The organism is Polyangiaceae bacterium (genome assembly GCA_016715885.1).
In the GTDB taxonomy this organism is placed as follows: domain Bacteria; phylum Myxococcota_A; class Polyangia; order Polyangiales; family Polyangiaceae; genus Polyangium.
This window is the reverse complement of sequence record JADJXL010000021.1, coordinates 172,048-197,469: the sequence shown is the minus strand read 5'-3', so window position 1 is coordinate 197,469 and position 25,422 is coordinate 172,048. Positions and strand designations below refer to the sequence as shown.

22 protein-coding genes, 1 tRNA gene and 3 pseudogenes are annotated in these 25,422 nt (G+C 59.4%); 13 read left to right on the top strand and 13 right to left on the bottom strand.

What is annotated here, in order from left to right:
* Positions 1 to 198: 198 nt before the first annotated feature.
* The 6 genes from IPM54_31800 to IPM54_31775 all read right to left on the bottom strand — a co-directional run bounded on the left by IPM54_31800 (position 199) and on the right by IPM54_31775 (position 4,295).
* Positions 199 to 747 (bottom strand): phospholipase, encoded by a 549-nt coding sequence (locus IPM54_31800; protein ID MBK9264370.1) that lies wholly within the window; start codon positions 745 to 747, stop codon positions 199 to 201.
* Positions 748 to 821: 74 nt separating this feature from the next.
* Positions 822 to 1,247 (bottom strand): acyl-CoA thioesterase, encoded by a 426-nt coding sequence (locus tag IPM54_31795; GenBank protein MBK9264369.1) that lies wholly within the window; start codon positions 1,245 to 1,247, stop codon positions 822 to 824.
* A gap of 2 nt (positions 1,248 to 1,249) precedes the next feature.
* Positions 1,250 to 1,825: a DUF3501 family protein gene (locus IPM54_31790; GenBank protein MBK9264368.1), complete on the bottom strand. Its 576-nt coding sequence runs from the start codon at positions 1,823 to 1,825 to the stop codon at positions 1,250 to 1,252.
* A gap of 22 nt (positions 1,826 to 1,847) precedes the next feature.
* Complete coding sequence (locus IPM54_31785) at positions 1,848 to 3,230, bottom strand: hypothetical protein (GenBank protein MBK9264367.1); 1,383 nt, start codon at positions 3,228 to 3,230, stop codon at positions 1,848 to 1,850.
* A gap of 94 nt (positions 3,231 to 3,324) precedes the next feature.
* Positions 3,325 to 3,750 (bottom strand): rubrerythrin, encoded by a 426-nt coding sequence (locus tag IPM54_31780; GenBank protein ID MBK9264366.1) that lies wholly within the window; start codon positions 3,748 to 3,750, stop codon positions 3,325 to 3,327.
* Between the two features lie 98 nt (positions 3,751 to 3,848).
* On the bottom strand, positions 3,849 to 4,295 hold the full coding sequence (locus tag IPM54_31775) for a transcriptional repressor (GenBank protein MBK9264365.1): 447 nt from the start codon (positions 4,293 to 4,295) through the stop codon (positions 3,849 to 3,851).
* Positions 4,296 to 4,755: 460 nt separating this feature from the next.
* Here IPM54_31775 and rpsU point away from each other — a divergent pair, with 460 nt between their 5' ends.
* From rpsU to IPM54_31760, 3 genes are all read left to right on the top strand, one after another.
* The gene (gene rpsU, locus IPM54_31770) at positions 4,756 to 4,980 is read left to right on the top strand and encodes a 30S ribosomal protein S21 (GenBank protein MBK9264364.1); all 225 of its coding nucleotides are present in this window, start codon (positions 4,756 to 4,758) and stop codon (positions 4,978 to 4,980) included.
* A gap of 117 nt (positions 4,981 to 5,097) precedes the next feature.
* On the top strand, positions 5,098 to 6,183 hold the full coding sequence (locus IPM54_31765) for a glycosyltransferase family 4 protein (GenBank protein MBK9264363.1): 1,086 nt from the start codon (positions 5,098 to 5,100) through the stop codon (positions 6,181 to 6,183).
* A gap of 70 nt (positions 6,184 to 6,253) precedes the next feature.
* A tRNA-Pro gene (locus IPM54_31760) sits at positions 6,254 to 6,328 on the top strand.
* Between the two features lie 270 nt (positions 6,329 to 6,598).
* On the opposite strand, the gene IPM54_31755 is transcribed toward IPM54_31760, so the two are convergent.
* The gene (locus tag IPM54_31755) at positions 6,599 to 7,105 is read right to left on the bottom strand and encodes a hypothetical protein (protein MBK9264362.1); all 507 of its coding nucleotides are present in this window, start codon (positions 7,103 to 7,105) and stop codon (positions 6,599 to 6,601) included.
* A 154-nt stretch (positions 7,106 to 7,259) separates the two neighbouring features.
* Here IPM54_31755 and IPM54_31750 point away from each other — a divergent pair, with 154 nt between their 5' ends.
* A complete protein-coding gene (locus tag IPM54_31750; protein MBK9264361.1) occupies positions 7,260 to 7,757 on the top strand; it encodes a GAF domain-containing protein in 498 nt (165 codons plus the stop codon).
* 10 nt (positions 7,758 to 7,767) lie between these two features.
* Entirely contained in the window at positions 7,768 to 8,529 is a 762-nt protein-coding gene (locus IPM54_31745) for a TIGR02594 family protein (protein MBK9264360.1), read from the top strand.
* Between the two features lie 12 nt (positions 8,530 to 8,541).
* On the opposite strand, the gene IPM54_31740 is transcribed toward IPM54_31745, so the two are convergent.
* Both IPM54_31740 and IPM54_31735 read right to left on the bottom strand, forming a co-directional pair.
* Positions 8,542 to 8,910, bottom strand: coding sequence for a hypothetical protein (locus tag IPM54_31740; protein ID MBK9264359.1), 369 nt, complete (start codon positions 8,908 to 8,910; stop codon positions 8,542 to 8,544).
* A gap of 13 nt (positions 8,911 to 8,923) precedes the next feature.
* Positions 8,924 to 9,295 carry a hypothetical protein gene (locus tag IPM54_31735; protein MBK9264358.1) on the bottom strand — a complete coding sequence of 124 codons (372 nt, stop codon included), beginning with the start codon at positions 9,293 to 9,295 and terminating at the stop codon, positions 8,924 to 8,926.
* Positions 9,296 to 9,398: 103 nt separating this feature from the next.
* Here IPM54_31735 and arfB point away from each other — a divergent pair, with 103 nt between their 5' ends.
* The 4 genes and pseudogenes from arfB to IPM54_31715 all read left to right on the top strand — a co-directional run bounded on the left by arfB (position 9,399) and on the right by IPM54_31715 (position 14,266).
* On the top strand, positions 9,399 to 9,851 hold the full coding sequence (gene arfB, locus IPM54_31730) for an aminoacyl-tRNA hydrolase (GenBank protein ID MBK9264357.1): 453 nt from the start codon (positions 9,399 to 9,401) through the stop codon (positions 9,849 to 9,851).
* Between the two features lie 38 nt (positions 9,852 to 9,889).
* Positions 9,890 to 11,846: pseudogene (locus IPM54_31725) on the top strand (SUMF1/EgtB/PvdO family nonheme iron enzyme).
* A gap of 152 nt (positions 11,847 to 11,998) precedes the next feature.
* Entirely contained in the window at positions 11,999 to 12,601 is a 603-nt protein-coding gene (locus IPM54_31720) for a superoxide dismutase (GenBank protein ID MBK9264356.1), read from the top strand.
* 140 nt (positions 12,602 to 12,741) lie between these two features.
* Positions 12,742 to 14,266, top strand: a pseudogene (locus tag IPM54_31715) (aspartate aminotransferase family protein).
* A 177-nt stretch (positions 14,267 to 14,443) separates the two neighbouring features.
* On the opposite strand, the pseudogene IPM54_31710 reads toward IPM54_31715, so the two are convergent.
* Positions 14,444 to 15,506, bottom strand: a pseudogene (locus IPM54_31710) (phosphotransferase family protein).
* A 165-nt stretch (positions 15,507 to 15,671) separates the two neighbouring features.
* On the opposite strand from IPM54_31710, the gene IPM54_31705 reads away from it, so the two are divergent.
* Entirely contained in the window at positions 15,672 to 16,193 is a 522-nt protein-coding gene (locus IPM54_31705; protein ID MBK9264355.1) for a hypothetical protein, read from the top strand.
* Positions 16,194 to 16,239: 46 nt separating this feature from the next.
* On the top strand, positions 16,240 to 16,998 hold the full coding sequence (locus IPM54_31700; protein MBK9264354.1) for a hypothetical protein: 759 nt from the start codon (positions 16,240 to 16,242) through the stop codon (positions 16,996 to 16,998).
* A gap of 30 nt (positions 16,999 to 17,028) precedes the next feature.
* On the opposite strand, the gene IPM54_31695 is transcribed toward IPM54_31700, so the two are convergent.
* Entirely contained in the window at positions 17,029 to 17,793 is a 765-nt protein-coding gene (locus IPM54_31695; protein MBK9264353.1) for a hypothetical protein, read from the bottom strand.
* A gap of 13 nt (positions 17,794 to 17,806) precedes the next feature.
* A complete protein-coding gene (locus IPM54_31690; protein ID MBK9264352.1) occupies positions 17,807 to 19,606 on the bottom strand; it encodes a hypothetical protein in 1,800 nt (599 codons plus the stop codon).
* A gap of 429 nt (positions 19,607 to 20,035) precedes the next feature.
* On the opposite strand from IPM54_31690, the gene selB reads away from it, so the two are divergent.
* Entirely contained in the window at positions 20,036 to 21,979 is a 1,944-nt protein-coding gene (selB, locus tag IPM54_31685; protein ID MBK9264351.1) for a selenocysteine-specific translation elongation factor, read from the top strand.
* 107 nt (positions 21,980 to 22,086) lie between these two features.
* Entirely contained in the window at positions 22,087 to 23,619 is a 1,533-nt protein-coding gene (locus tag IPM54_31680) for a hypothetical protein (GenBank protein ID MBK9264350.1), read from the top strand.
* A 15-nt stretch (positions 23,620 to 23,634) separates the two neighbouring features.
* Here the strand turns inward: IPM54_31680 and IPM54_31675 are convergent, their stop codons facing one another.
* Complete coding sequence (locus tag IPM54_31675; protein ID MBK9264349.1) at positions 23,635 to 25,347, bottom strand: proprotein convertase P-domain-containing protein; 1,713 nt, start codon at positions 25,345 to 25,347, stop codon at positions 23,635 to 23,637.
* Positions 25,348 to 25,422: the final 75 nt, after the last annotated feature.

Sequence of the window (25,422 nt, the reverse complement as noted above, 5' to 3'; positions counted from 1 at the left end):
GAATTGCAAGTAATCAAGTATTGTCCAAATCGAATTTTGTCGTCTCGGGCGATTATTTTAGCTACCACTCAATGCAATCGTACGTACTCCACAAAATGCATGCAACAATAGCAATTCATACACATAGCAATTCACGGTGTTCATTTTAACGCGCCACAAATGATGTTCCGTAACGCGCTCATGAGCCAGCCAATTCGGCTAGCCGCGTTTCCGACTCAATCGCACAGGACGCACGACCGTCTTTGAAGGCGCCACGGGCATATCGAGCGGCCGCGGACAAACCTCGCGCAACCGACAACCCTTGCATTCCTTCCCCGTCCATATGCGATCGAATACCCCCTGCATTTCGTCGAGAAGCACGTCGTCGTCGAGCAACACACCCGCCTCGAAATTGCGCCGCCCCTCCCCCTTCGCCCCAAGCCCCGCCCCCGTCAAATTCGCCGAACCCAAATACAACGACGTACCGTCCACCGCGATCATCTTCAAATGCACCCGCGGACAACAACGCATCTCGAGCGCCCCGGACCGGAGTTTGTCATGACGCTCGAGCTCCGATCGAAACGCCCGCGAAGGCACCCCCGCATGCAAAAGCCGCAGCTCGACTCCGCGCGAAGCCAAGTCGCCGAGCAGTTCGAGCAGCGAGACGTAACGACCTCGCGCACGCGCACGTGACCCCAAAGGCGCCTCGATCCGCAGCTCCTTCACGTTCGCCGTTGCAATCCACAAACTGACGCGCGCTTTGGCCATCACGCGCAACACGAGCACGTCGTAGTGCTCGCGATCGCGAATGAGCTTCAGCTCGACACGCCGGCCCGGAGTGCTCACACGGCTGGCGAATCTACCAGAAGATGCGCCGAAAAGATGGCTCGCACGTCATCGGGCATCGGACACGACGAGAGCGTCTCGAGGTTCGTCGTGACAACCGTGTGCTCGACCTCGGCCACCTGAACACCATCACGTTCGCGAAACATGCGATAGCGCAGCGTTGCACTGCGATTGCCCAAGTGCGCCGTCGTCGTCTCGATGCGGAGCACGTCGCCGTACTTGGCCGGCGCATGAAACTGCATGTTGACCTTGACCGCGGGCAAACCCACGCGCCGACCTACGATGAGATGCGCGTATCCACCGTCGAGCCCGCTGAAAAAATGCTCCATCGCTTCGTGGGCAAACCCGAGAAATCGACCGAAAAAGACGATGCTCGCAGCATCGACGTCCTCGAACTTGATGGGTCTTACGAGGGTGATCATCGTCAGGAAAAGTCTTCCGAAAGGCTCGCAACGACAGCTCGAGGGAGCTCCACGCGCACCGCATACTGCGGATGATCGACGCGCACGGCAAGGGTAGCCGACTTCGAGTGGATCGCCTGACGAGCTTCCGTCGATAGTTTCACCTTGAAGTAATGCACCGCCGTCGTGCGATCCGGCATGACTCCATGCGGCGGGTGCGTCGCGCCAAACAGCACGCCGTTCACCTCGAGGCCGACCTTTTCTTCGAGTCCCCTCAGGTCGATCAACGTCTTTTCGCGAAGCACGGCGTCCACGATCTCGATGAAGAGCGTCATGCTGAGCTCGTCGTCGCCCGGAATCAGATCGTTGTATGTGTCGATCTCGTGCTGGATGCTGCTCTCTTTGGTGATCCGCTCAGCGCGCAGCATCTCCTGAATCTGCAAGAGCGCCGTGTCGCGATTCTCGAACACCACCGACATGTGCGGTCCCACGGTGACGCGACGATGACGCTTCTCGTCGATGACCCGCGCACGAAAACGCGCCCTCACCTGTTCGTATTCGCCAATCGGCAGAACCTCGCTTCGATCGATCGGCCGCATCGTCTTCTCCTCTTCGATCCTCTCAGGCTTGCTCCGCGTTCGTCGACGGTGCTGCTAGCTCATTCTTGGACAAGAGCCCGTATGCCTGCGCGAGGGCTTCGATGGGATGCATCACGTGATGCCCCGTCTCTTTGACGACGCGAAGTCCCGCAAGCGTGCAATCACTCACGACGAGATCCGGTTCGTTATTCGAAACCTCACGCACCAACTTCTGCGCGTACTTTCGTCCGGTCTCGTAATGTTTTTCCTTCATGCCCCACGTGCCATCAACAGCCGAACATTGCTCGACGACGGTCACGTCGGTGTCCGGTACGATGCCGAGCACGCGCGCTCCGGGAATGCCGATCTTCTGCGCGCGCAGGTGACATGCCGCGTGATACGAGACCTTTCCGAGACTCGATGGGAAGTCCCGTACGAGCTTCTTTTCGCGACCGAGTTTGACCATGAACTCCATGAGGTCGACCGTCGCAGCAGCAACGGCTCGCGTCTCGTCCGTGGGCACGTACTCGACCCACTCTTTCTTCATCGTGTAGCCACACGTCGGTCCAAGCACCACGATCTGCCGACCTGCGCGCACGTGAGGCAACATGAGGCTCACGTTGTGACGAATTTTTTCAACCGCGGCACCAACGTCGCCGCCGTCGAGGTTTGGCATTCCGCAACACGTCAAACTTTGGCCAGCGTCATCACCGACGCCCGGGAAGCGCACGCGCACGCCGTTGTGCTCGAGCACCAGCGTCGCAGCGCGCGCGACATTCGGCACGTTGTACTCGCCGTAGCACGTCGCGAAGAGCACGACTTCGCCACTCTGTCCGGCCTTTTCGTTGCGGGTATGTCCGGACAACCACGCAGAGAATGATTCGCGCGCCATCGGCGGAAGCGGAAATTCTGCCGAGATGCCCGTCACTTTTTCTTGCGCTTTGCGCACCAAGCGACTTGCGAGGACGAAGTTGGACATCGGCGCCATCACGCCGCCACCGAGCGCTCCGATCAGTTGCGGTTCGCCGAGGATACGGTCGACGAAAGCGATGCCTTTACGCGCGGCGCGATTGGCCTTTTCACGCGCCATGAGACGCGGAAAGTCGAGCATCTCGGACGCGTCTTCATCCGGCGTGTACGGGCACTTGATGTAGCAAAGTTTGCACTGCCAACACTCGTCACTGACCGCTTCGATCGCTGCGTCGTCGATGGTCTCGGCACCTTCGGCGCGGCCGCTTTCGATGGCTGCATCGACGTGCTTGAACAAGACGGGGAACGAGCCGCAGTAGTTCACGCACATGCGGCATTCGTGGCAGATCTGGAATGCTCGACGCAGTTCGGCTTCGAGGTCGCGCGGGTCGTAATAACGCGGGTCGTGAGGGCTCACGGCCGGAGGTGCGGGCGGCTTACGCGGGATGACGCTCACGGATTTTCTCGTCGGGTAGAACGTTTGAGCTGCAACGAGTCGACGAGTGCGAGCGACGGTTTTTCGTCCATCGCTCGCACTTTGCCATGCGTGATCAGAAGTCGAGGTTGTCGAGCGCCTTCTTGAAGCGCCCCGCGTGCGACTTCTCGGCCCTCGCGAGCGTCTCGAACCACTCGGCGACGTCGTCGAAGCCTTCCTCGCGAGCTTCCTTGGCCATGCCCGGGTACATCGTTTCGTACTCGTGCGTCTCGCCAGCGACGGATGCCTTGAGGTTTTTCTCGGTGGTGCCGATGGGCAAACCCGTCGCCGGATCGCCCACTTGCTTCAAGTAGTCGAGGTGTCCGTGCGCATGGCCCGTTTCACCATCGGCCGTGTCCTTGAACAGACCCGCCACGTCGGGACGACCTTCGACGTCCGCGACCTTTGCGAAATACAGGTAGCGACGGTTTGCCTGCGACTCGCCGGCAAACGCATCCTTGAGGTTCTGGTGTGTCTTGGTTCCTGCAAGTTGCTTCGACATGGTTGTTCCTCCTTGCACTGCCTGCAGGTGATGAACATCCACCTGCGCTACCGACTGCGAACGATGTCCCAGTCGGCTGAAAAGATCTCGCGAAAACGTCAGGGTTTGTCCGAATGTCCCGAGGGTTTTTCCTCAGAACAAGAAGCGCAAATTCCGCGGTAAATTCGTTCGACCGTCCGCAATGAAAAACCCGGCACGACGCCCGCCGAGACGTCGTCATCGGTTTCGGTTGGCTCGTGCTGTTCACTTCGAGGCACGTCGCGAACGAGCCCGCAGCGATCGCAGACGGCGTGATTGTGCGGTCGCATGTTGGCGTCGAACCGAGCGGCTCCCGGGGACAAACTCAAAGCCGCACAGAGCCCCGCCGACGAGAGCGCATCGAGCGTGTTGTAGACGGTGGCAAAACTCATCGTCGGCATCGACACGCGCAGCCGTTCGAAGAGCTCCTGGGCTGTTGGATGCGTTGGATCGAGCGCGATTTCACGCACGATGGCCATGCGTTGCGGGGTGAGCTTGAGGCCCGACGCTCGAACACGCGCAAACATCTCGGTCACGCGAGCATCGCCATCCATCACTGCCCTTGCCGTCACGCCCATGCCGCTCAGTCCCGACAACATCCACCGGCCACGCGACCTCGTGGTTCGCAGAACCGGCAGTAGTTAGAATCTTTCTCAATTGCAAGATCTATAAAGGAAAGAAAAATCTCATTTGTGTACAGAAATACTTTGACTGAGGGATGATTGAAGGGCAGCTAACGACAGATGGCTGCGGGTGTTTCGGATTTGCGCGGATCTGACGCGCAAAAAACATGCAAGACCCGACTTGCCATGTGAAAACCCCTTTGACATACTCCGCCCCCCGCAAGGTTACCCATGCGTGCGCGAGATCGTGCTCGCTTCGGTGAAACCAAGGGTGCTGGCATCTCCAGTGCACGGTCCGATGACCGGGCCGAACCCCAACACAGACTTTACAGACAACGAGAGAACCGAGAGGACGCGTTCAGAAATGCCGACCGACGCCATTCAGTGCAAACCGCTCGAAGTCGCCGTGGGTGACAAAGGAATCGAGCGCGCGATCAAGCACCTCAAGCGGAAGATGGCCGCTGAGGGAATTCTCCGCGAGCTCAAGAGGCGCCGGCACTACATGAAGCCCTCGGTCAAGCGTCGCAAGAAGGCATCGGAGGCTGCTCGCCGTCGTCGCAAGCGGTCGAAGATGGACGTCGTGCAATAGATCGACGCTCATCCGGTTCCTTGAAACGCCGATTTTCGCACGAGCGATTCGGCGTTTTTCATTTTGTCTCGGTCCACGCATCACCGCTCGCGTGTCGAAGAGCGCCTTTGTCCGCCGTTGAAACTCCTTCTCGTCACGACATCGTACCCCGCGCATGACGAAGATCCTTCGGGACACTTCGTTCGTGCGGAGGCTCGAATGCTGGCTCGAGGCGGGCATGAAGTGCACGTCGTGGCGCCGCTCGGAGCGGCCACGGATCCGATCGAACAGGATCCGGCTGCGCCGTCGCTGTTCGTTCATCGAGCTGGTGGAGGATCGCTGTTTGGCTGGCCCGGCGTGGCGACGCGCGCCCGGACAAACCCGCTGCGTTTGCTTCATGCCTTCTCGTTCGGCTCGGCTGCGCGTGCGCGAATCGCATCGATTGGACGTGTCGATCGCGTCATCGGGCACTGGATCGTTCCTTCGGGTGTGCCGCTCCTCATCGATCACTCGGCGCCGCTCGAAGTCGTCGCGCATGGCGGGGACGTGCGGCTTCTGTGTGCACTTGCGGCGCCACTGCGTTCGGCTGTCGTGACGGCTCTCGTCGAACGAGAAACGCGTTTCCGTTTCGTTGCACGAGCGTCGCTCGAAACGCTCTGTCGCGCGCTCCCTTTCAAACTGCAAGGGCGTTTGGCCGAGGCGTCGTATGTCGAACCTGCGGCCATCGAGCTGCCCGACGTGACAACGAGAGTGAACGAAATTCGCGCATCGATGCGTGCGAATCGGCTTGGGTTTGTCGTGGCCGTTGGTCGATTGATCGAGCCCAAACAACACGATTTGGCGATCGAAGCTGCTGCTTTGATCGGAGCTCCCATCGTCTTGGTGGGTGATGGGCCATCGCGCGCGGAGCTCGAACATGTCGCGCGCACGGCTCGAGCGCGGGCGACGTTCGTGGGGCTCGTATCGCGAACCGAGGCGCTTGCGTGGATTGCGGCGTCGAGCGTGCTCGTGCACGCGTCGCGAGCCGAAGCAGCTCCTACGGTCGTGCGGGAAGCGCGAGCGCTTGGCGTGCCGGTCGTGGCAACTGCGTCGGGGGATCTGGCAACGTGGGCCCGAACTGATCCGGGAATTTTGCTTGCGGATGCTTCGCGAGAAGCAATCGCAGCGGCTATTCGCGCGGTGATGCGGGACGGAACGCCGGTGGCGCAGCACGAGTTTCGGTAAGTGCTTGCATTCCGTCGCGATTCGGCTAGCGTGCCGGTCGCTCTGCGGGGCATGACTTCACAGAGCAGTTCGGGGCGTAGCGCAGCCTGGTTAGCGCACTTGACTGGGGGTCAAGGGGTCGGTGGTTCAAATCCACTCGCCCCGACAAGGTCCGAAGGATGCAAGTCCTTCGGACCTTTCGGTTTTTTGTCGTCTTGAAGCCGGGACTGGAGTTGGTGGCTCGCTTCGCGCGCGTGGGACGCGCGCTTCGCGAGGCTTAGTTCTCGTTGGGTCGAGGCTTGCTCCCGGGGGTTTGCGCTTGCAAAAGCAGGCGAGCTCGGCCCCCCCCCGGATCAACTGTAACCGATTCGCCCTCTCCCTCTATGCCGCGTCTCACGCGCGCGGAGCGAGCGTTCAAATCAAGGCGCGGCGGCGATCAGCGGAAGACAACCTTGAAATTCGTCGGGCCGCAGTCGGGTCCGTTCGGCATGGCCACGACAAACTCATGCGCGCCCGCGCTCACGTTCATCGTGACGCTGCCCATCGCCGTGCGCGTGCTTTGGCTGCCCACGTTGAACGGAACGTCCATCGCAGCGCCTGGTCCTCGCCAGGTCAGCCGAATGGGGGCCGAGGGGACCTGTTTGAGGGGGCTCAGGTTTTCCGCGTTGTACTCGATGACCAGGTTCTCGATGGGTGCCATGGGCGACTTGAAGACTTGCTGCGCGCCGCAGTCGAGACGCATGCGGTGCGTGTTTCCTTTTGCGATGGTGATCGCCGACGCGCTGGGCGGCTGGAAGGGATCGTTGCGCGCAGGCGGAGGTACCCTCACGACGATACAGCCCGAAAGAGCGAGCGCGACGAGACCGAACGTTGCAGCACGTTTGCCATTCGAGACCATGGAACGATCCTCACTTTGCGCCGTAGTGGCATCCTGCTTTGTCATGATAAGCGCCTCCGTAGCGAGCTTTCAGATTCTCCCGCCCTTGACGCGGGTGCGGTAACTGCTGCCATTGACGCACATCATCGAGGCATCTGTCGAGATCGACTCTTTCCAAATGCAAATCCTTTCCGCACACTTCGCGCGAGGCGAATGAACCATGGCCGAGTCGACACCTGACGTGCGTAACCTGGCAAAGCCCGTCGCATACGACGAATTGGGCAGCGCATTCCGAGCTTGTCTCGAGGGGATCACGGATCCCACTGCTGCCATGGCGACTGCGAGCGCACTTTTGCATCATGGATTCGGCCATTTGTGGACGGGTTTTTACCGCGTGGTCCGGCCGAATCTCCTGCGCGTCGGACCTTATCAAGGGACGCTCGGGTGCCTCGAAATCCCTTTCGGCAAAGGGGTATGCGGCACTGCGGCGCAAGAGCGACGCACGGTCATCGTCGCGGATGTGCATGTGTTTCCGGGTCACATCACCTGCGATGCTCGTTCCCGTTCCGAAATCGTCGTGCCGGTATTCGACGTTTCCGGCGCGCTCATCGCGGTGCTCGACATCGATTCGGATCGGCCGAACGCGTTCGACGACGAAGATCGAGAAAATCTCGAGCGACTCATGAGATGGTTCGCAGAGAAGCCGCTCGAGGAGTAAAATAGCGTGCATGCTACGCCCGACGTTGCGCATGCCTTGTGGATATGGCGATGCTGGACCGCACTTGCGTGACGAAGTGCGACAGTTGCAGCAGCAGCTACGGCGATGGGGATACAACGTGCCGGCCGACGGTCAGTTTGGTCCGCGTACGGATGCCATCGTGCGCGATTTTCAGCGCAAGCGAGGGCTGAAAGTCGACGGCATCGTTGGTCCGGGCACGTGGGACGCAGTGCTCGCGGCCGACGCGAAAAACATCGGCAGCAGCTTCGTCGATCGACACGCGGACACACCGGATACTGATCCAGCAGTGAATGCGAAGCCGGCTTCGGGTGATGGTCCGGCGTGGATGAAGGTCGCCAAAAAGGAGGAAGGGACGCGCGAAGTGCGCGGAAGAGCGGCCAATCCGCGCATCATTGCGTACCATGCGACCACCGGCTTGCGTGCGCGTTCGGATGAAGTGGCGTGGTGTTCGTCATTCGTGAATTGGTGCATGAAGCAGTGCGGAATACGGGGGACTGATTCCGCAGCAGCGGCGAGCTGGAAGAAGTGGGGCAGCTCGTCGACGTCACGTTATGGCGCCATCGCGGTCGTGTACAACGCTGGCATGGCGAATTCCAGCCTCACGGCGACGGGAAACCACGTTGCATTTCTCGTCGAAGAGACGAAAACGCATTGGGTGTTGCTCGGGGGCAATCAGAGCAATTCGGTGAAGGTATCGCAGTATTCGAAGGCCAAGTGGAAGCTTCTCGCGATGCGATGGCCGTCGAGTTGAGCGTCAGAGGCGTCAATTGAAGTTGCCGTCCGAGCCATCGTGTGCGGATGCATCGGTGACGCAATCCAGGTATGCATCTTCTTCCTTTTGGCACCGGTTTTCACCGGCGTCATTTCGCACCGAAAACCTCGCCTCGGTCTCGTCGCACGTGCCGCGTTCTTCGAAGCAGACCATGTACGCATTCCACGCGTCACCGCAAGCATAGGCATCCGCGACGTCGTATGCCGTTTCGAGGTCATTGCAATATTCGACCTTGTCCTGATCATTGCAATGTTCGCAGGTACAAATGAGGTCGCAGACTTTGGCGGCCTGCGTGCACCCGGTGATCGAAGCGGAGAGCCCGAGCAAAAGAATGGATCTAGCAATGATGGATCGCTTCATGGTATCCGCCTCCTCAATCACACCGCGAATATGCATTCAGTTGCGCTTCGCATGCATCTGCATTCGCGCCGTCCACACCGTAGCGTTTGCATTCGCCATTGATGCATGCGCTACCGTTGCACTCGTCGCTCGTCGAACAAGCACCCGCGGTCATGCATTCGTATTGCGGCGTGAAGCATTCAATCAATAGATCGTACTCCTCACCGCATCCGATATCGTACGCGTTACCCCGCGCCCCATCGAAGGCTACCTCGCACGCGTCGATGTCTGCGTCATTACCACCAAGACAGGCTTCCTGCGCTTCGCAAAGCGCGGCGATATCCGGCCCACATCCAGGCGTGAAAGCCGCAAGCCCGAGCAACAAAAAGGACCAATGCCGATTCATGTTGAGGTTCCTTCGTGACATCGTAGGGCCATTTCCGACAGGAATGCAAGGAATACGTTGTACATCGCGTTCGGCCGAAGTACGCTGCCACGCCGCAAGTGTCATGAATGCCCAGCCTTCGCTCCCGCCAAGCATCACAATCGTCGTTACGAAGGACGTTTACATTCCCGAGAGCGCGCTGACCGTAACGGCCACGCGTGCGTCGGGGCCTGGCGGACAGAATGTCAACAAGGTGGCTTCCAAGGTGGACGTGCGGGTCGATCTTTCGGCCATCACGGGTCTCGACGAGGCTGCACGAGCTCGTCTTGCCGCGAAGGCGCAATCACGGCTCGACGCCGATGGCAAATTGCGAGTTACAAGCCAAAAAACTCGAGATCAAGTCAAAAATATTGCGGATGCATACGAAAAGATCCGGGCCCTCGTCGCGGCATCCTTGGTAAGTCCAAAGCCTCGAAAGCCCACGCGTCCGTCCAAACGTGCCGTGGAAAAACGCCTCGACGAAAAAAAGCAAACCTCGCTCCGGAAAAAGCGGCGAGCGGGCCGTGTCGAGGATTGACCTTCGGGCCGCGTAGTGCGTTAGAATGAGGCCCTCGCATGTCCGCGTCGCACAGTGATCCTTTTGCCTGGGTGGGCCAAACCATCGATGGCAAGTTCCGTGTCGACGAAGTCGTTGGCGAGGGGGGTTTTGGTGTCGTTTATCGCGCGCAGCACCTGGGTCTCGGGGAACCCGTCGCGATCAAATGTTTGAAGATTCCCGCGGCGTTGCCGGCTGGCGAGCGCGAACGTTTTCATCAGAGTTTTCTCGAAGAAGGACGAATCCTGCGCAAGTTGTCGCGCTCGACGGCTGCCGTGGTGCAAGCGTTGGATATTGGCGCCGCCGTCGCGCCGAACGGTACGTGGACGCCGTACCTCGTATTGGAATGGCTTCGAGGCGAATCGCTCGAAGATCACCTCGCCAAACGTCGTCGCAATGGGAGCGGCCCAATGGCTATCGAGGACGCCATCGAGCTGCTCGAGCCAGCGGCCATGGCTGTAGCCACCGCGCATGACGAGGGCATTGCCCACCGCGACATCAAGCCCGCGAACTTTTTCACGACCGACGTCGACGGCGTACCGACGATGAAAGTGCTCGATTTCGGCATTGCCAAGGTGATTGCCGAAAATGCGTCGATCACGCGCGCATTCGAGCAAACCGGGCAGGCTCCGTCGATGTTCACGCCCTATTATGGAGCTCCCGAGCAATTCAATCGACGTTTCGGTGCAACCGGCCCTGGACCGACGTCTATGCGCTCGCGCTGGTGCTCGTTGAAATGGTCACCGGCCATAGCGCGCTCGATGGAGACGATGCGACGCAGCTTTACATTGCCACGACCGACATTTCCATTCGTCCGACTCCGCGCAGCCGCGGCGTGCGCACGAGCGATGCGATGGAATCGGTATTTCTAAAGGCGCTCGCGGTCGAACCTCGGGCGCGATACACCTCCGCACGCGCTTTTTGGAGCGCTCTGCGGGACGCACTTGCTCAGCCGATCGAGGATGCTGCCGTTCGTCCGGACGCACCATTGCCCCCCACGCTCGACTCTCCTGCAACCGTCAATCGCACGACGGCCGCGCATGTCAATAGCCAGCGCCCTTCGCAGACGGCTTCGTCTTCACGGCGATCACTGATGGCCATGGCAGGATCGGTTGCCATCGTCGCGGCTTTCGTGGGCGCGTCGCTTTTCATTCGAGAACGTGCGATGGCAAAATCGGTGAACACGGCGAATCGCATTGGCGTGGAGTGGTTACCTTCGGTCGAAGTTCCCGCTGTGCCGTCCGATATGGTTCTCGTCCCTGCAGGCAGTTTCATCATGGGACACGCGAAAGCGGGTGAAACGGAAAAGCCGCCGCACACGGTCGTCATATCGCGGCCATTTTACATCGATCGCACGGAAGTTACGGCGGGTGATTACAACAAATGCGTGGCTGCAAAAAAATGCACGCCAAGCGGCGTGCACGGGCCATTCGTGGACGATGCCGTCGTCGCCAAGTTTTCATCATTCTGCACGACGGCCGATGCGAGCAGCGAACGAAAGCCCATCAATTGCATCGACCGAGCGCAAGCCGGCGTTTATTGCGCATTCGTTGGCAAACGATTGCCCACCGAAGCGGAATGGGAATATGCTGCTCGCGGGTCGGACGAACGCGTCTACCCCTGGGGCAACGACAATCCCACATGCGCCATGGGCACGGACGTAATGCCGGGGAATGTACTGGCCGCCCTCGCGGACCCATCGACGTGGGCTCGTTCCCGCAGCATGCGAGCCCGTTCGGGGCGCTCGATATGGCAGGCAATGTCTGGGAATGGGTCGCCGATTCATTCGATCAAAAGGCTTATACCCAAGACGCACGCCGCGATCCGCTCGTGGACAAACCTGCCGAGAAAGGCGTTTTACGCGGAGGTTCGTGGGATTTCGCTTCCTCCGTTGCCAAGTCCACGTTCCGATACGCATACGATCACCGCACCGGCCACGTCAGCACAGGCGTCCGCTGTGCCAAACACGCAAACTGATGGCCCGCGAGAATCGTCCCTGGCGCGCTCGTCCGTCCTGGTGCCAATCTTTTGGAGAGTTGCCGATAGGTTGACAAATTGCTTGCAATCCGCTCCATTCGCGTTTACTGAGCGACATCGCCCGCGGCACGGAACGCGGAGAGGAGACGACCATGGCCTGGACCCCTGCAAAATATGTCGCGAAAGATTATTCGTCACTGAAAGACCTTCAAGGCATTACGAACGACCAAGTTGCCGTTCACCTGACGCTCTACAATGGGTACGTCACGCGCTCGAACAAGCTCAATGAAACGCTTGCGTCCATGGTTGCGGACGGCAAGGCGAGCAGCTTCGAGTACAACGAGTTGAAGCGTCGTGCCGGCTGGGAAATCAACGGCGTTTTGCTTCACGAGTACTATTTCGACAATCTCACGCCGGGCGGAACCGACAGCAAAGAGAGCAAGTTTGCCGAAGCGATTGCGCGGCAATTCGGCAGCTTCGACGACTGGAAGAAGGACATGCTGGGCGTTGCGAAAATGCCGGGCGTTGGTTGGGCGGTCACCTATTTCGATCCCGCTCGCAAGCAATTCGACAATTACTGGATTGACCGGCACGACGTAGGGCACCCCGCCGGCCACTCGCCCATCGTCGTGCTCGACCTTTGGGAGCATGCTTGGAGCGCCTATTTGAAGCCGACCGAGCGCGCCAAGTACCTCGATGACTTCTTCGCCAACGTTTCTTGGAAAGCGATCGACGGCCGGCTCGGCAACATCTGAACACATCTCTGCGTCCGTTTGCAGCGCGTAGAAACTCGTAGTAGAGACTCCGCAGGCTGCTCGAGAGCCGTCGCGATCTTGACCATCGCGACGGCTCTTCGTTTCCATGAACACGCAATGCCGCATTCGCCAGGACGAACATGACAACGCAAGAAAACGAGAACAACCCTGCGCTTGGTCATATTGATCCCGAAACGTTCCGACGCCTTGGGTATCGAATGGTCGATTTCATCGTCGACTATTGGAAACGCGTCGAATCGTTCCCCGTGCGTTCGCCCGTTCGGCCCGGTGAGACTGCATCGAAATTGCCGATTCATCCGCCCGAGCATGGGTTTGGCATGGAGGGTGATTGGAATGCGGTCTTCGATGACCTCGAAAGAATCGTCCTTCCTGGCATTACCCACTGGCAATCACCCAATTTTTTTCGCCTATTTTCCCGCGAACATATCGGGCCCCGTGGTGCTCGGCGAAATGCTCTCCGCAGGTCTCGGTGTTCAGGGCATGCTTTGGTCCACGAGCCCCGCGTGCACGGAAATCGAAACGCGGATGCTCGATTGGCTCGGCGAACTTTCAGGTTTGCCCGCGGAGTTTTTCTCGACATCCCCGACAGGCGGTGGTGTCGTGCAAGGAACCGCGAGTGAAGCGGAGCTCGTTGCGATGGTTGCCGCGAGGCAGCGCGTACGCGCGCGAAATCCAAACCACGGGCCGCTCGTCGCGTACGCATCGACGCAAGCGCATTCTGCCATTCAAAAAGCCGCGCTCATTGCGGACGTGACGAGTGACCTCACGGCTGACGACCACTTGCGCACCATTGCGACCGATGATCGTTTTCGCATGCGTCCCGACTTGCTCGAAAAAGCCATTGCCGAGGACATTGCGCGTGGGCGGCAACCGTTCTTCGTCTGTGCAACGCTTGGAACGACATCCTCGGGCGCATTCGACGATCTTTCTGCCATCTTTGACGTCTTGTCGCGGTCGGATTTTTCTCGGATGGGTGGATGGCTTCACGTCGATGCAGCGTGGGCCGGCGCATCTTTTGTTTGTCCTGAATTGCGCGCGCCTCTCGAGGGCATCGAGCGCGCAGATTCGCTCGCGTGGAACCCGCACAAATGGCTTCTGACGAATTTCGACTGCAATGCATTTTACACACGCGACAAGCAGGCGCTGTTGTCGGCTCTCTCGGTGACGCCGGAATACCTGCGCAACGCGGCCAGTGGTAGCGGCAGTGTCATCGATTATCGAGATTGGCAAATTCCGCTCGGTCGTCGTTTTCGCGCGCTGAAACTATGGTTCGTCATGCGCCATTACGGTGCAACTGGCTTGCGCGAGCACATCAGGCGTCACGTAGCGCTAGCAGATAAATTGGAACAATGGGTCAATGCCGACGCGCGTTTCGAGGTCGTTGCGCGATCGCTGTCGCTCGTGTGTTTGCGGCTCCGCCCGCGCGAAGGCGAGCAGCCGGCATCGATTGACAAGCGAAACGCGTTGCTGCTCGATCGCGTCAATGCAACAGGAAAAACGTTTTTGACGCATACGGTTCTTCCGGGCGTACATGGCGAACCCGCTCGGTACGTGCTTCGCATTGCAATCGGCGGAACGCACACGGAAGAGCAGCACGTACGAGCATGCTGGGACCACATTCTGACAGAGAGCTATGCAGTTTGAATGCGGGCCTGGATTTGTGCGCTCGCTCCGCGGGCGTGGGACGCCCGCTTCGCGAGGCCAGTTTACGATGGGGGGGTCCGCGGCTCGCCTCCCGGTGCTTTTGCTTCGCAAAAGCACGGCGAGGCGCGGACGCCCCCCATACCCCCCCGATTTGCGTCTTTCGTTAATGGCAGGCTCTCAGGCTCGAATCCCCAAAATCCCGCATCCCAAATCGGCCAAAACGCCCACGGCTGCGCCGTACATGCTCGCCTGATCGGAGCTTGCATTTCCTTGCAAGCTGCGCTTGTAAACGCCTTGCGCGATGGCCGCCAGCCGGAAAATGCCAAATGCCATGAAGTAGGGCCAATTCTCGATGCTTTCGCGCCCCGTGAGCCGGCAATACGTCTCCACGACCTCGGTTTCATTAGGAATTCCCAGCTCTTTCAAATCGACCCCCACGAGGCTCCCGCGGCCGGGCAATGCCAAATGATACCCCATACAAAAATAGGCCAAATCACTGATGGGATGCCCGAGCGTCGATAATTCCCAATCGATGATCGCCAGCGCTTTTGGACCATCTTGCGCAATGATGACATTATCCAGACGATAATCGCCATGGACCAATGTCGTTTCGTCATCGGGCGGAACATGGGCGCTCAAATGCGCCATCAGCGCCTCCATCGAGGGCACTTCCGACGTACGCGACGCTTCGTATTGCTTCGACCAACGCGCGCCCCCAATTTTGCCGTAATCTTCGAGCCCTGCAGCAACGTAATCCACTCGATGCAGCGCAGCCAGTGCCCGCACGAGATCATCGTAAATGGCCCGCCGCTCGTCCGAAGTCGCCACATCCGGGAGCCTTGGATCCCAAAAAATCCGCCCAGGAACATAGTTCATCACAAAAAACGGCGTTCCAATGACGCCTGGATCCTCGCAAAGTGCAATCGCACGAGGCACGGGCACGTTCGCTTCGCCGAGCGCTCGGATGATGCGGTATTCGCGTTCCACGGCATGCGCGGAAGGCAAGAGTTGCCCCGGCGGTTTCTTGCGGAGAACGAATTGCATTTCCGGCCCCATCGTTCCCGGTAAAACCCACCCAATACGTCGGATTCGACTGACCACCTTTGAATTGAAGCGCCGTGACGCGACCTCCGCTTCGGCAACGCTGCACGTGCTGCTCGAACCATCTTGCAAGCTTGGTTTCGTCGATCCGGTGGGCATCACGAGGCGGACGAGCGGCGGGCGGCGCAGTGAGAACCATGGCGCTGTCGTATATCACAGCTCGTCGCGATTCGTGCACGAGGAATTTCGCTCTGCATCGGGAAAGTCGATGGCGTCCGCAGCATTTGACGATGCCACCACGTACCGCTTGACGCGCGAGCGCGTTCGTACGAAGTTGTAGGACCCTACGTCGCGTCGACTGCCCATGACCGTTCAGAAGACTTTTTCCACCGTCGGACTCATTCTCGCAGCATCTCTCGTCGCTTGTGGGCCCGTGCGCGTTCGTCCTGCGCCGGTGCCAACTGCAATGCCGGTCGCGCCGGCGGTTGCGAGCTGCCCTGCGAATCCGCTCGAACGTCAGCCCATCGATCTGCGCGACGTGCAGTGGCTCGGCCGAGCGGCGAATCATACGTGGGTCCTGGGCAAATCGGGTGGACATCGCGTGCTGCTGCGGCTCGTCAGCGGTAAAGTCGAAAATGTAGTATTACCCGAGGCGTTCGACACAGGGTTTGTCTCAGCGCATGCACGCGAGCATTTCATTTGGGTGCTGCGAACTGGCTCGGACAAACCAATATCCGATCCCGCATGGGTGCTGGTCGACGTTCGTGATCCCAAAGAGCCGCGGATCGGGCGCATCGAGCTGCTCGAAAAAGCTGCCTTTGGACGAGCCAAACCGATTTGCATTATGGTCGGACCGTGCGTTGTTTTTCCTGGGGTCGCCGGGTGAGCTCGTGCCGTGGAACCTCGAAAATAGCGCCCTCATAGGCTCGCGTGTGCGTCCGGACGCAAAGGCATCCGAATCGCCATGGCTTCATTGTAGTGCATCCGGCTGTTTGTCGATCATGCCCGAGGGTGAAGAGGCCAAGCGGCATATGGTGCTGCGGTGGTTCGATCGAGCAGGCAATCACAAGCAAGAAGAAATCGGCCCGGGTGTCGTGGCGGAATCAATGAGTCTTACGTGGGGCGATCGAATTCTCACGGCATGGTCGCGTTTCGATGCCAAAGGGCTCTGGGCACGCAAAATCAATCCAATGAAGGGCGAATTCGATGGCGTGCCGTATACGATGAGCGGCGTCGAGCAGGATTTGCAGGATCCGCAAGCGTTCATGACGCGCGAAGGTCCGCTGCTCGCATGGCAAGCAGCTCGCGTGGGTTGGCGAATTGGAAAACTATCCGAAGACGGGCTCGGCGTGAACGACGTGTTCACGCTGCCAGCGGAGGGGTCGTTTTTATCGGCAGGTGCGACGGACGACGGCATCGTGGCGTCCATTCATTCGGCGGGTCAAGACGAAGAACGAGGCGGTAATGCCTGGTACAGCAGTGTGCGTGCGCTGTTCGTACCTTTCGGACAAACGCCAAATGCGTCCGATGTCGTGACGCTCGTGGACAACGCGCACGGTCCTGGTCAAGGTGGTTTTGCAGGTTATGCAATGGCTGCACCGGATGGTGCCGCAGTACTCGTCGCGCCTCGAGGCGATACGCAAGGCGACGCATTCGCGATGATTTTGCGACGACCGTGTGGCGAAAAATAGAGGCCCGTCAGCGCCGGGCTCGCGCAGCGCTCACCCCCACCGCATTGAGCTCGATGGTGGATTCGGCAGGGAATTCGGGACGGGCGGCGGGGTCCACGCGAGGTCGATTTCTTCCCACGCATACCCGGACGGATCGAGCGGGTATGCCATTGGATACATCCCTTCGGGATCGGGGCGATAAACCCTTGGAGCCCAACCGACTTCCCAGCGAGCTCGTTGCGCATTCCAACGCAATGCTCCCCATGCATAACCATGATCACCCTCGGAGGGCGAACCGTGCGCTGCGCCCGCCACACAACGAACCGCGCGCAACGACGCACCAAAACGTTTGACGGCGCGTGCGGATGCATCGTGCACGTGCCCGCACAGGTGAATATGCGTTTTACGCGACAAGGCACTCGATAAAGTATCCACTGAAATTCGGTGGTACCACTCGGGCGGGTGGTGCGTAAGCAAGAAAAGCAATTCGTCGTCGGGGGTACCATCGACCTTGCTGCGAATTTGCGCCGGACCGAGCACCATGTTGGGCACGAATGGATCGGTCGCGTGCGGAGCTTCTCGACCGTCCGACGCGTCACTGACCCAAACGGTGGAGAGTCCCACGAGACGAATTGGATAACCATATGGATCGATGCGCTGAGCGTCCGACCAATCGATTTCAACGGGGCCTCGACGCCTGCTCGATACGCCGTATTTTTTCGCAAATGCGGCGTACGCTTCGAGCTTTTGGGTCAAAGCTTTGCGCGCGTCGTCGTCATGTAGGCGTTCGTCGAGGTCTTCGGGGTTCGAGCGCACGCGAGCGTGGACGTCACTTACGAGCAACCGTGATGAAAACGTAATTGGGATGCTTCGGAGCATTCGTCTCGATGTCTCGAAGAATGGACCTGGCCACTGCTTTTTGATCGAATCGATGCGAGATATTTCCTGCACCGAAATGCAAGTCGGAGAGGTGGATCCAGGAAAACACCGTGACATTCTGGAAATCCGGAATGGAAGACCTGCGCGCTCCTTGGGAAATGCGGGCATCCCAATTGACCTTCATTGGGTCGAATGGCAGATTCGGCCCGACGGCTTGTCCTTTGACGGGCTGAATATGAAACGGATCGCCATACAAGACGGGGTGCACGAGGTAATAATCGGCACTCAAAGGAATTTGCGCCGACGTGCTTTCATCCGGCCGGAGAAATCGCTGCACTGCTACGGGTTGATTGGCATCGGGGACGGGAAAGCCCAATAGGCCGAACGTCACCAGCGCACTCAGCGGATCGGTCACCGTCGGGTCCTGGCCAATACGTTCGGCGAATTCACGATTGATGCGCGCGTGTTCCGTCTGAGGGATGATGTTGTACCGAATGTAACGCTTGATGAACGATTTCAATGATGCATCGTCGCCATGCCACGGCCAGCGACTTTCGCATTCCGCGAGATAACCGTCGCGAATCACGCGGCTCGCAGCATTGACTCCATCACGAATGCGACGCGCGCGGCTTTCCCCAGCGACGACCGGAGTGCGCACCTTTTCCAAAATTTCATTGCCGACCACGATGAGGTCGCGCGGACGCCGCAGCGTGTGACGCAAAAGATAGCTCTCGACACGCTCGTGAATGGGCTCGTCCGTTTCGAGGTTCACCGTGCGAATGGTGACTTTACCGGTGGCCGGATCGACGAGCTCGTCGCCGAAAAAGGCGTGCATGGGATCGGATTGAGCAAGATCGGGTCGCGCGAGCAAACTACGGTGCAGATATGAAGCGCGCTTTCGAAAAAGCGCCATGAGCTCGTGGTCTTCCCACGTGATTTGAAAAATGTCCCTGGACCATTTGGGAAAATGCTGGCTTTCACGTAGGCGCCAAATGACTTCGGGACGCAATGTGAGCATGCAATGGAGGCGGCGATTGGTGAGCGCATGCAATTCTTCGATGGCCAAAAATGCGCCGTACGCCGATGCTATCCAATACTGCGGTTGCTCCTCGAAAGCATCATCGTGGTTGTCGATGAATACGTACGTCGGCGGATATTCGTCGGCATTACGCACGATGAAATTGCGCAAATCCGAAACATCGGGGACGAGCGCCCGGCCGCGCCGCCGATTGAGCCCGGTGTCGACTTCGTGCAAGTAATCGAACACGAGCTCGAAAGGATCGTGCCGACGATCGACCATGAGCTCGGCCATCGTCGCCATGCGGAGCGTTTTGTCATGGTGCGTCATTCGTTCGTGCTCGTACCATCCGGCGATGATGGTGCGGCAAAGAGCCCACGACCAGAGGCTTCCCCACAAGTGCATGACGGGTTTGTCATCCTTGAACAGGTGCCAAAACGGGGCGGTGGAGAAATCGAGCGCGGGGCTGTAAGCTTTGACAGGATGATGCGGCAGGACGATGACACCCGGTTGCGTCTTGGCATGCAGCAGGCGCTTGAAAAGCAGCAAGCTCTTGCCGCTGCCCTTGGGGCCAGCGATGAACGGGCGCGTTGGGGTGCGGGTCAAGAAGTCGCGGATCGCATCGGTCTGAATGAAAAACTCGTCGACGACATCGTTGGTCCAGGCGAGGTCGTTCGAGGCTGTCTCGTGACCAAAGTCCAAATACTTGTTTTCGTCCGAAGAGCCGCGCATTCAGAAACGATCTCCGCTGCCAAGTGCGCAGGATAGTGGACGGAAGCGGTTTGGACAAGAAACAGTCGTGGAAGGTGCCGAGACATGCTTTCGGGAACAGCGGTGATGCCGCTCTCAAGTAAAAAGGTGGTTGGCACCTTGGTCCAAAAAGTGGTTGGCACCTTGGTCCTGGTCCCAAAAAGTGATTGGCACCTTTGGACGACGGCGCCGACGCGCCCTGCGCCCAAAAGTGGCGGCACCTTTGGACGGCGACGGCGGACGCGCCCTGCGCCCAAAAGTGGCTGGCACCTTGGTCGTCCCAAAAGTGGCGGCACCTTGGTCGGTCGGCACCTTGGTTCAACCGTGCGTTTCCATACATTACCTGCGAGTGTTCCCCCTAACGCGCCATCCTTCCTGTGTCGCTCGTCGAATCCGCGCTAACCTCGCCCCGTGCGCCGCTTCGTTCTCGGCACTGCCGGCCATGTCGACCATGGAAAAACCACCCTCGTCCGAGCGCTCACGGGCATCGACACCGATCGTCTCCCTGAAGAAAAGCGCCGTGGCATCACCATCGAACTAGGCTTCGCCCCCTGGCATCTCGACGAATCCATCGACGTCAGCATCATCGACGTGCCCGGTCATCGCCGCTTCGTGCACACGATGATCGCGGGCGCCGTCGGCATGGAGCTCGTCTTGCTCGTCGTTGCAGCCGACGAAGGCGTCATGCCCCAGACGCGCGAACACATCGCGGCGTGCGAGCTGCTCGGAATTCGCCGGGCCATCGTCGTCGTCACCAAAATGGATCGCGTCGGCGAAGAGCTCGCGCAGCTTGCGGGTGACGAAGCCGTCGAGCTGCTCTCGGGGCGCATGCAAACCGATGTCGTTCTTTGCTCTGCACGCACCGGCGAAGGCCTCGACAACGTTCGCGCGATGGTCAAGCGCGCGCTGCTCGAGCTTCCGCCTCCTGCCGCCGCGCCTCGAGCTCGTCTCAGCGTGGACCGCGTGTTTTCCGTTCGAGGTGCCGGCACGGTCGTCACGGGCACTCTCGTTGCCGGGCAGATCGCTGCAGGCGCGCCGCTCTTCGTCGTCGGTACGGGCCGAGCTGGCCAGCGTAGCGCCGAAGGCGAAGTGCACAAAACTGCGGCGCGCGGCCTTCACGTACACGACAAACCCGTCAACCTTGCCGAAGCCCCAACGCGCCTTGCATTGAATATCGCAGGACTGCCACTGGAATCGGTACATCGCGGCGATCTCGTCACGGATGATGCGACGGCCTTGCCCACGAGGCGCCTCGATGTTTCATTGCGTGCCGTTGCCCCCGTTCGTCATGGCATGACCATTTCTGTTTATGTCGGTACCGCGCGCTCTTCTGGGAAACTCGATATTCTGGGTGATCCGCTCGAAGATGGGCGGTATCTCGCACGACTTCGATTGGCCGATGCATTGGCGGTCGTTGGAGGCGATCGGTTCGTCATTCGAGGTTCCGATATCGATGGTCCGTCAGGTGCTGTCTTGGGTGGAGGAATCGTTCTCGATGCGCGACCTCCGCGTAAGCGTCCTCGAGGGCTGCGGCGAGCGGTTTTGGAGAATTTGGTAGAGGCCCGTGAACCGCAGGACGTGATGCGTGCATTGGCAAATGAATCGTCGCCGCATCCGTTTCCACGCCATGAATTGCCGTCGCGCTTTTCGATGTCCGCCGTCGATCTCGAACGGGCAGGAGACAAGCTCGGGGACAAGGGCGAGCTCGTTCGAGTGAAAAAATACGGATTCATGTTGCGCACGGCGCTCATTGAACTGGCGGCGAAAGCACGCGTGTGGGTCGTGGAGCATCATCGCAAGGCGCCGCTCGATCGAGGCATGGTGAAGGAAACGTTGCGCACGCGACTTTCGGATATTGCGGGAGCCGAAGCGGCGGACGAAATCATTAAAATGGCGGCTTCGTCGAGCAGCACGGTGGCGGGAGAACCACTCGTGATTGATGGCGATATCGTGCGGTCGCCGTCGGCGGCGGCAGCTCCGGCACGTAGTGGTGCCGAAGGACCCGTGGGCCGAGCACTCGATGCGCTCGAAAAAGCCGGCTTGAAGGGTTTGACCGAGTTCATGGTGAAAGAAGCAACGGGAGCCGTGCCCAAAGAAGTCAAGGCCATCCTGGCGAAACTCGTTCGAGAAGGACAATCCATTCACGCAGGAGAGCTTTGGTTTTTCCGGAAAGACATTGATGGTTTGCGTGACAAAGTAAAAGCGCACCTCGAGAAGCAAGGGCGGATGACCATAGCGGATTTCAAGGATTTGTCGGGCCTTGGTCGGCGCCAGGCAATTCCGCTGCTCGAACTATTCGATCGGGAAGGCGTGACGAAGCGCGAAGCGGACGATAGTCGCGTCGCGGGGAAGTGACGCACCACGTATCGGCCCTGCATCATGGGCAACGTGGCAAAGTGCACCACGTCGCAAGTTTTTCTCCATCGCCTTCGCGCGATCGCGTACCATCCCTTGCGCGTGCCATGACGAACCCCGATCCGACCCCTGAGCAACCATTCAACACCAACGCATACGCGCCGCCCACCGCGCCGATGCAGCCCGCGCCGCCCCCGGTCGTCCCTTACGAGGCGACCCTTGGACAGCGCATTGCCGGCGCCTTGCTCATCGCCAACGCCATCATCGTCGGGCTCGAGCTTGCCATCATACCCGCCGACCCGACCTCCAAAAACCCATTCGACTCCCCCGGACGATCGGTTCTACCCGCACTCATCGACGTTGGCATTGGCATCGCGCTCCTCTCGAAGAGCAAGAGCGTTCTGCCCTGGGCAATTTTTCGCGCAGCCCTCGGGCTCGTGGTGTTCGTCGCCCTCCGCCTCGTGCAAGGCGACATGTTCCTTGCGGTCATGCAAATGGCCGTGAGCGGTTCGCTCTTGCTTTTGCTCATTGGTGACGCGAGCAAACCTCGCATTGCGGTCGGCAGCGCACTCTTCGGCATCTATGGGCTGCTCAGTCTCGTCGGTATCGGGGCCACGGTGACTGGGAAAAACCCATTGGCGTCGGTCATTCAAAGCGCGTCAGGGCAACTCGAAAGCGAACCCGCCGGCGTCGTGACCGGGGAAGAGTCGCATTATCAGCTCACGACCCCTTCGGACAAGTGGCGTCTTCGTACACGTGAGTCCGCCAAGAAGGACAACCCGCTCGCCGACAGGTGGCTCACGAGGCCCGACGTCGACGCTCACGTCATCGTCATTGCCGAAAAGGTCGCCGGCGGTATGGTAATGCCGGACGCGCTTACCGATGCCGTCATCGACAACGCGAAAAAAGCTTCGACGCAATTCGCCATCATCGATCGAAAGCCCCTGAGAACCCGACCGGACGACGGCCGCATGCTTCACACGCAATCGACCGTCAACGGCCTCGCCATCGAATCGCTCGTCGGCGTCGTCGGGTATTACGAACATGGTTTCCAAATCGTCGCATTTGCCCCGCGCACGTCGTTTGCCTCCGTCGAAGCGGAACTGCGAAGCATCGTCGAATCTTTCAAGCCCCCCACGGACGAAAAACCAGGCGCTCCAGACGATTGCGAGCCGAATCCTGTCACGCGCGTCGACGGCGCTGCCCAAAAATACGTCCTCACGCCTCCCGGTGAAGGTTGGTTTTTGCGGACCGCTCAGGCGGCGAAACAAGACAACGAGCTTGCCGACCGGTGGATCGTTCGTCCCGACAAGGGCGCGCATATTCTCGTCATTGCCGAGGAAGCTCCCGGTGCCGTCATCGATCCGGACAAGTATGCCGACGCCATTGCCGACAACATCAAAACCAACCTTCGCGGTGAAGTGTTGTCTCGAAGTGCCTCGACCTCACAGCCGAAAACGGGTCGGATTTTGCATGCCAAGGCAACGGTCGAGGGAGCGCAGTTCGAGTACCTATATGGACTCTTTGCCGAAGGCCCTCGCGCGTTTCAAGTGATAGCGTTTTCGCACGCCGAATCGTTCGGCAAACTCGAGGCCGATTTCCAAAAGGCCATTGAAGCCTTCAAAATGCCAGGCTCGTAGCCTCGACGAGCCGCACTACTGCACGCACATCGCCAGCGTCCACGAATTCAGCGTACCGGTGTCGAAGAAAGCTTCGTCCGCCAGAGTCAGTGCCCACGTGCCCTTGAGCGGCTGATTGTTGAATCCCGTGAGTGCCTGTTCGGGTCCATAACACCCATTGAAAGGCGACGAGCCCGACGAGATCAACGTCGCACAACCGCTGTGAAAAATCGTGTTGTTGTAAGCGGTTCCCGACCCGCCATTGCCGCTCGTCATGTTCAGCGTCGTGCCGCTCGGTGACGTCAACGATATCGATACATCCGATATCCACGTGTGCGTCACGTTGACTTGCAGCACCACGCGCTTGACCGTCGCCGTTTCGGAGAAAACGACTGTGCTATCCGTGCTGGAAAAATCCGGAATGGCTTTGGGCACGTTGGTCGACGCGAGGACGAGCAGCGTTTCGCCGGCTGCGCAGGGCCCAACACTCGCCACGCAACCAAGCGCGCAATCCGAATCCTGGCAGTCGGTCTGGCCGTCTCCGTCGTCATTGAGCCCATTGTTGCAATGGACCTCCTTGGTGCACCCCGTACAAGCGATTTGACCATTCGTGCAATTCGACGTTCCTCCACAAGAGCACACTTGCCCCGATCCCGGATTGCCCTCGTCGACCTGCCCATTGCAATTGTCATCGGTACCATTGCATGTTTCGCTCTGCCCTTGTGAATTGGGCTGACAAACGAGCATGCCCCCCACGCAATTATTCGTGCCTTGAGCACAAGCGCCCATGAGCCCCGTATTGCACGACCCGCCTCCACCAGGATTGCCTTCGTCGGTCGTGCCATCGCAATCATTGTCGAGCCCGTCGCATACTTCGGATGATGCAGGCACATTCGGAAAACAATCGATGACGCCACCTTGACACGCAAGGCTTCCCATCGAACAGACCCCAACCTGTCCCGTCGAACAGGCCGAGCCGAGCCCCATGAGATTGTCGTCCACCATTCCATTGCAATCGTTGTCGAGCCCGTCGCATTGCTCTGTGCTCGGCATCGTCATTTGTGCGCACGTCAGCGCACCCATGACGCACTGGCTCGTTCCAGCAGCACATACGCCCGGTTGCCCCGTGTCGCAACCTTGCCCATTTTCAGGATACGTTTCGTCCGTCAATTGATCGCAATCATTGTCGATGCCATCGCATATCTCCGGCGAGGGCTGCAGAGGCACGCACATGCCAGGTGCGCCGGCCACACATCCAGGAACGACGTTCGCACACGCACCAATACCACACGTTTTCTCCGGAATGCCGTCGTCCACGACGCCATTGCAGTCTTCATCCAGACCATTACAAATTTCCGTGCCCGGAAGCACGTCGCCCACGCACGCGCCAAAGGTATTCGTTGCCCCGTCGCACGTCTGCATTCCGGTTTTGCAAGACCCGACGTTCGCCGTATTCGGAGGACCCGAGTAACAAAATTGCGTCTGACCCGAAAGACACTCGCAATCTTCATCCGCCATTCCGTCACAGTCGTTGTCCATCCCGTCGCACACTTCCTCCGTACACCCACTGCCCCCCCCGCCGCCTCCTCCCACGTTGCCCCCGCTGCCTCCTCCGCCCTCGTTGCCCGTACCCCCGTTGCCTCCTTCACCCCCATTGGCGGGCTGCAACGTCGAGCCTTCAGCACATGCTGCGACCTGAAACGACAGCCCCAATAGGGCAACCAAGGTGAAGTCGAATGCTCGCCGCATGGTATTTCCTCCGACAATTGCAACGTCACAAAGCGCGCTTGGCCAGCAGAATAACCGAAGCCGCGTCGTGGAAAA

What these genes read in the sequence shown, in the direction of transcription:
- IPM54_31800 (MBK9264370.1), bottom strand. Translation starts at nt 747, where the DNA reads ATGGCCAAAGCGCGCGTCAGTTTGTGGATTGCAACGGCGAACGTGAAG.
- IPM54_31795 (MBK9264369.1), bottom strand. Translation starts at nt 1,247, where the DNA reads ATGATCACCCTCGTAAGACCCATCAAGTTCGAGGACGTCGATGCTGCG.
- IPM54_31790 (MBK9264368.1), bottom strand. Translation starts at nt 1,825, where the DNA reads ATGCGGCCGATCGATCGAAGCGAGGTTCTGCCGATTGGCGAATACGAA.
- IPM54_31780 (MBK9264366.1), bottom strand. Translation starts at nt 3,750, where the DNA reads ATGTCGAAGCAACTTGCAGGAACCAAGACACACCAGAACCTCAAGGAT.
- IPM54_31775 (MBK9264365.1), bottom strand. Translation starts at nt 4,295, where the DNA reads ATGTTTGCGCGTGTTCGAGCGTCGGGCCTCAAGCTCACCCCGCAACGC.
- rpsU (MBK9264364.1), top strand. Translation starts at nt 4,756, where the DNA reads ATGCCGACCGACGCCATTCAGTGCAAACCGCTCGAAGTCGCCGTGGGT.
- IPM54_31755 (MBK9264362.1), bottom strand. Translation starts at nt 7,105, where the DNA reads ATGACAAAGCAGGATGCCACTACGGCGCAAAGTGAGGATCGTTCCATG.
- IPM54_31750 (MBK9264361.1), top strand. Translation starts at nt 7,260, where the DNA reads ATGGCCGAGTCGACACCTGACGTGCGTAACCTGGCAAAGCCCGTCGCA.
- IPM54_31745 (MBK9264360.1), top strand. Translation starts at nt 7,768, where the DNA reads ATGCTACGCCCGACGTTGCGCATGCCTTGTGGATATGGCGATGCTGGA.
- IPM54_31740 (MBK9264359.1), bottom strand. Translation starts at nt 8,910, where the DNA reads ATGAAGCGATCCATCATTGCTAGATCCATTCTTTTGCTCGGGCTCTCC.
- IPM54_31735 (MBK9264358.1), bottom strand. Translation starts at nt 9,295, where the DNA reads ATGAATCGGCATTGGTCCTTTTTGTTGCTCGGGCTTGCGGCTTTCACG.
- arfB (MBK9264357.1), top strand. Translation starts at nt 9,399, where the DNA reads ATGAATGCCCAGCCTTCGCTCCCGCCAAGCATCACAATCGTCGTTACG.
- IPM54_31720 (MBK9264356.1), top strand. Translation starts at nt 11,999, where the DNA reads ATGGCCTGGACCCCTGCAAAATATGTCGCGAAAGATTATTCGTCACTG.
- IPM54_31705 (MBK9264355.1), top strand. Translation starts at nt 15,672, where the DNA reads ATGACCGTTCAGAAGACTTTTTCCACCGTCGGACTCATTCTCGCAGCA.
- IPM54_31690 (MBK9264352.1), bottom strand. Translation starts at nt 19,606, where the DNA reads ATGCGCGGCTCTTCGGACGAAAACAAGTATTTGGACTTTGGTCACGAG.
- IPM54_31680 (MBK9264350.1), top strand. Translation starts at nt 22,087, where the DNA reads ATGACGAACCCCGATCCGACCCCTGAGCAACCATTCAACACCAACGCA.
- IPM54_31675 (MBK9264349.1), bottom strand. Translation starts at nt 25,347, where the DNA reads ATGCGGCGAGCATTCGACTTCACCTTGGTTGCCCTATTGGGGCTGTCG.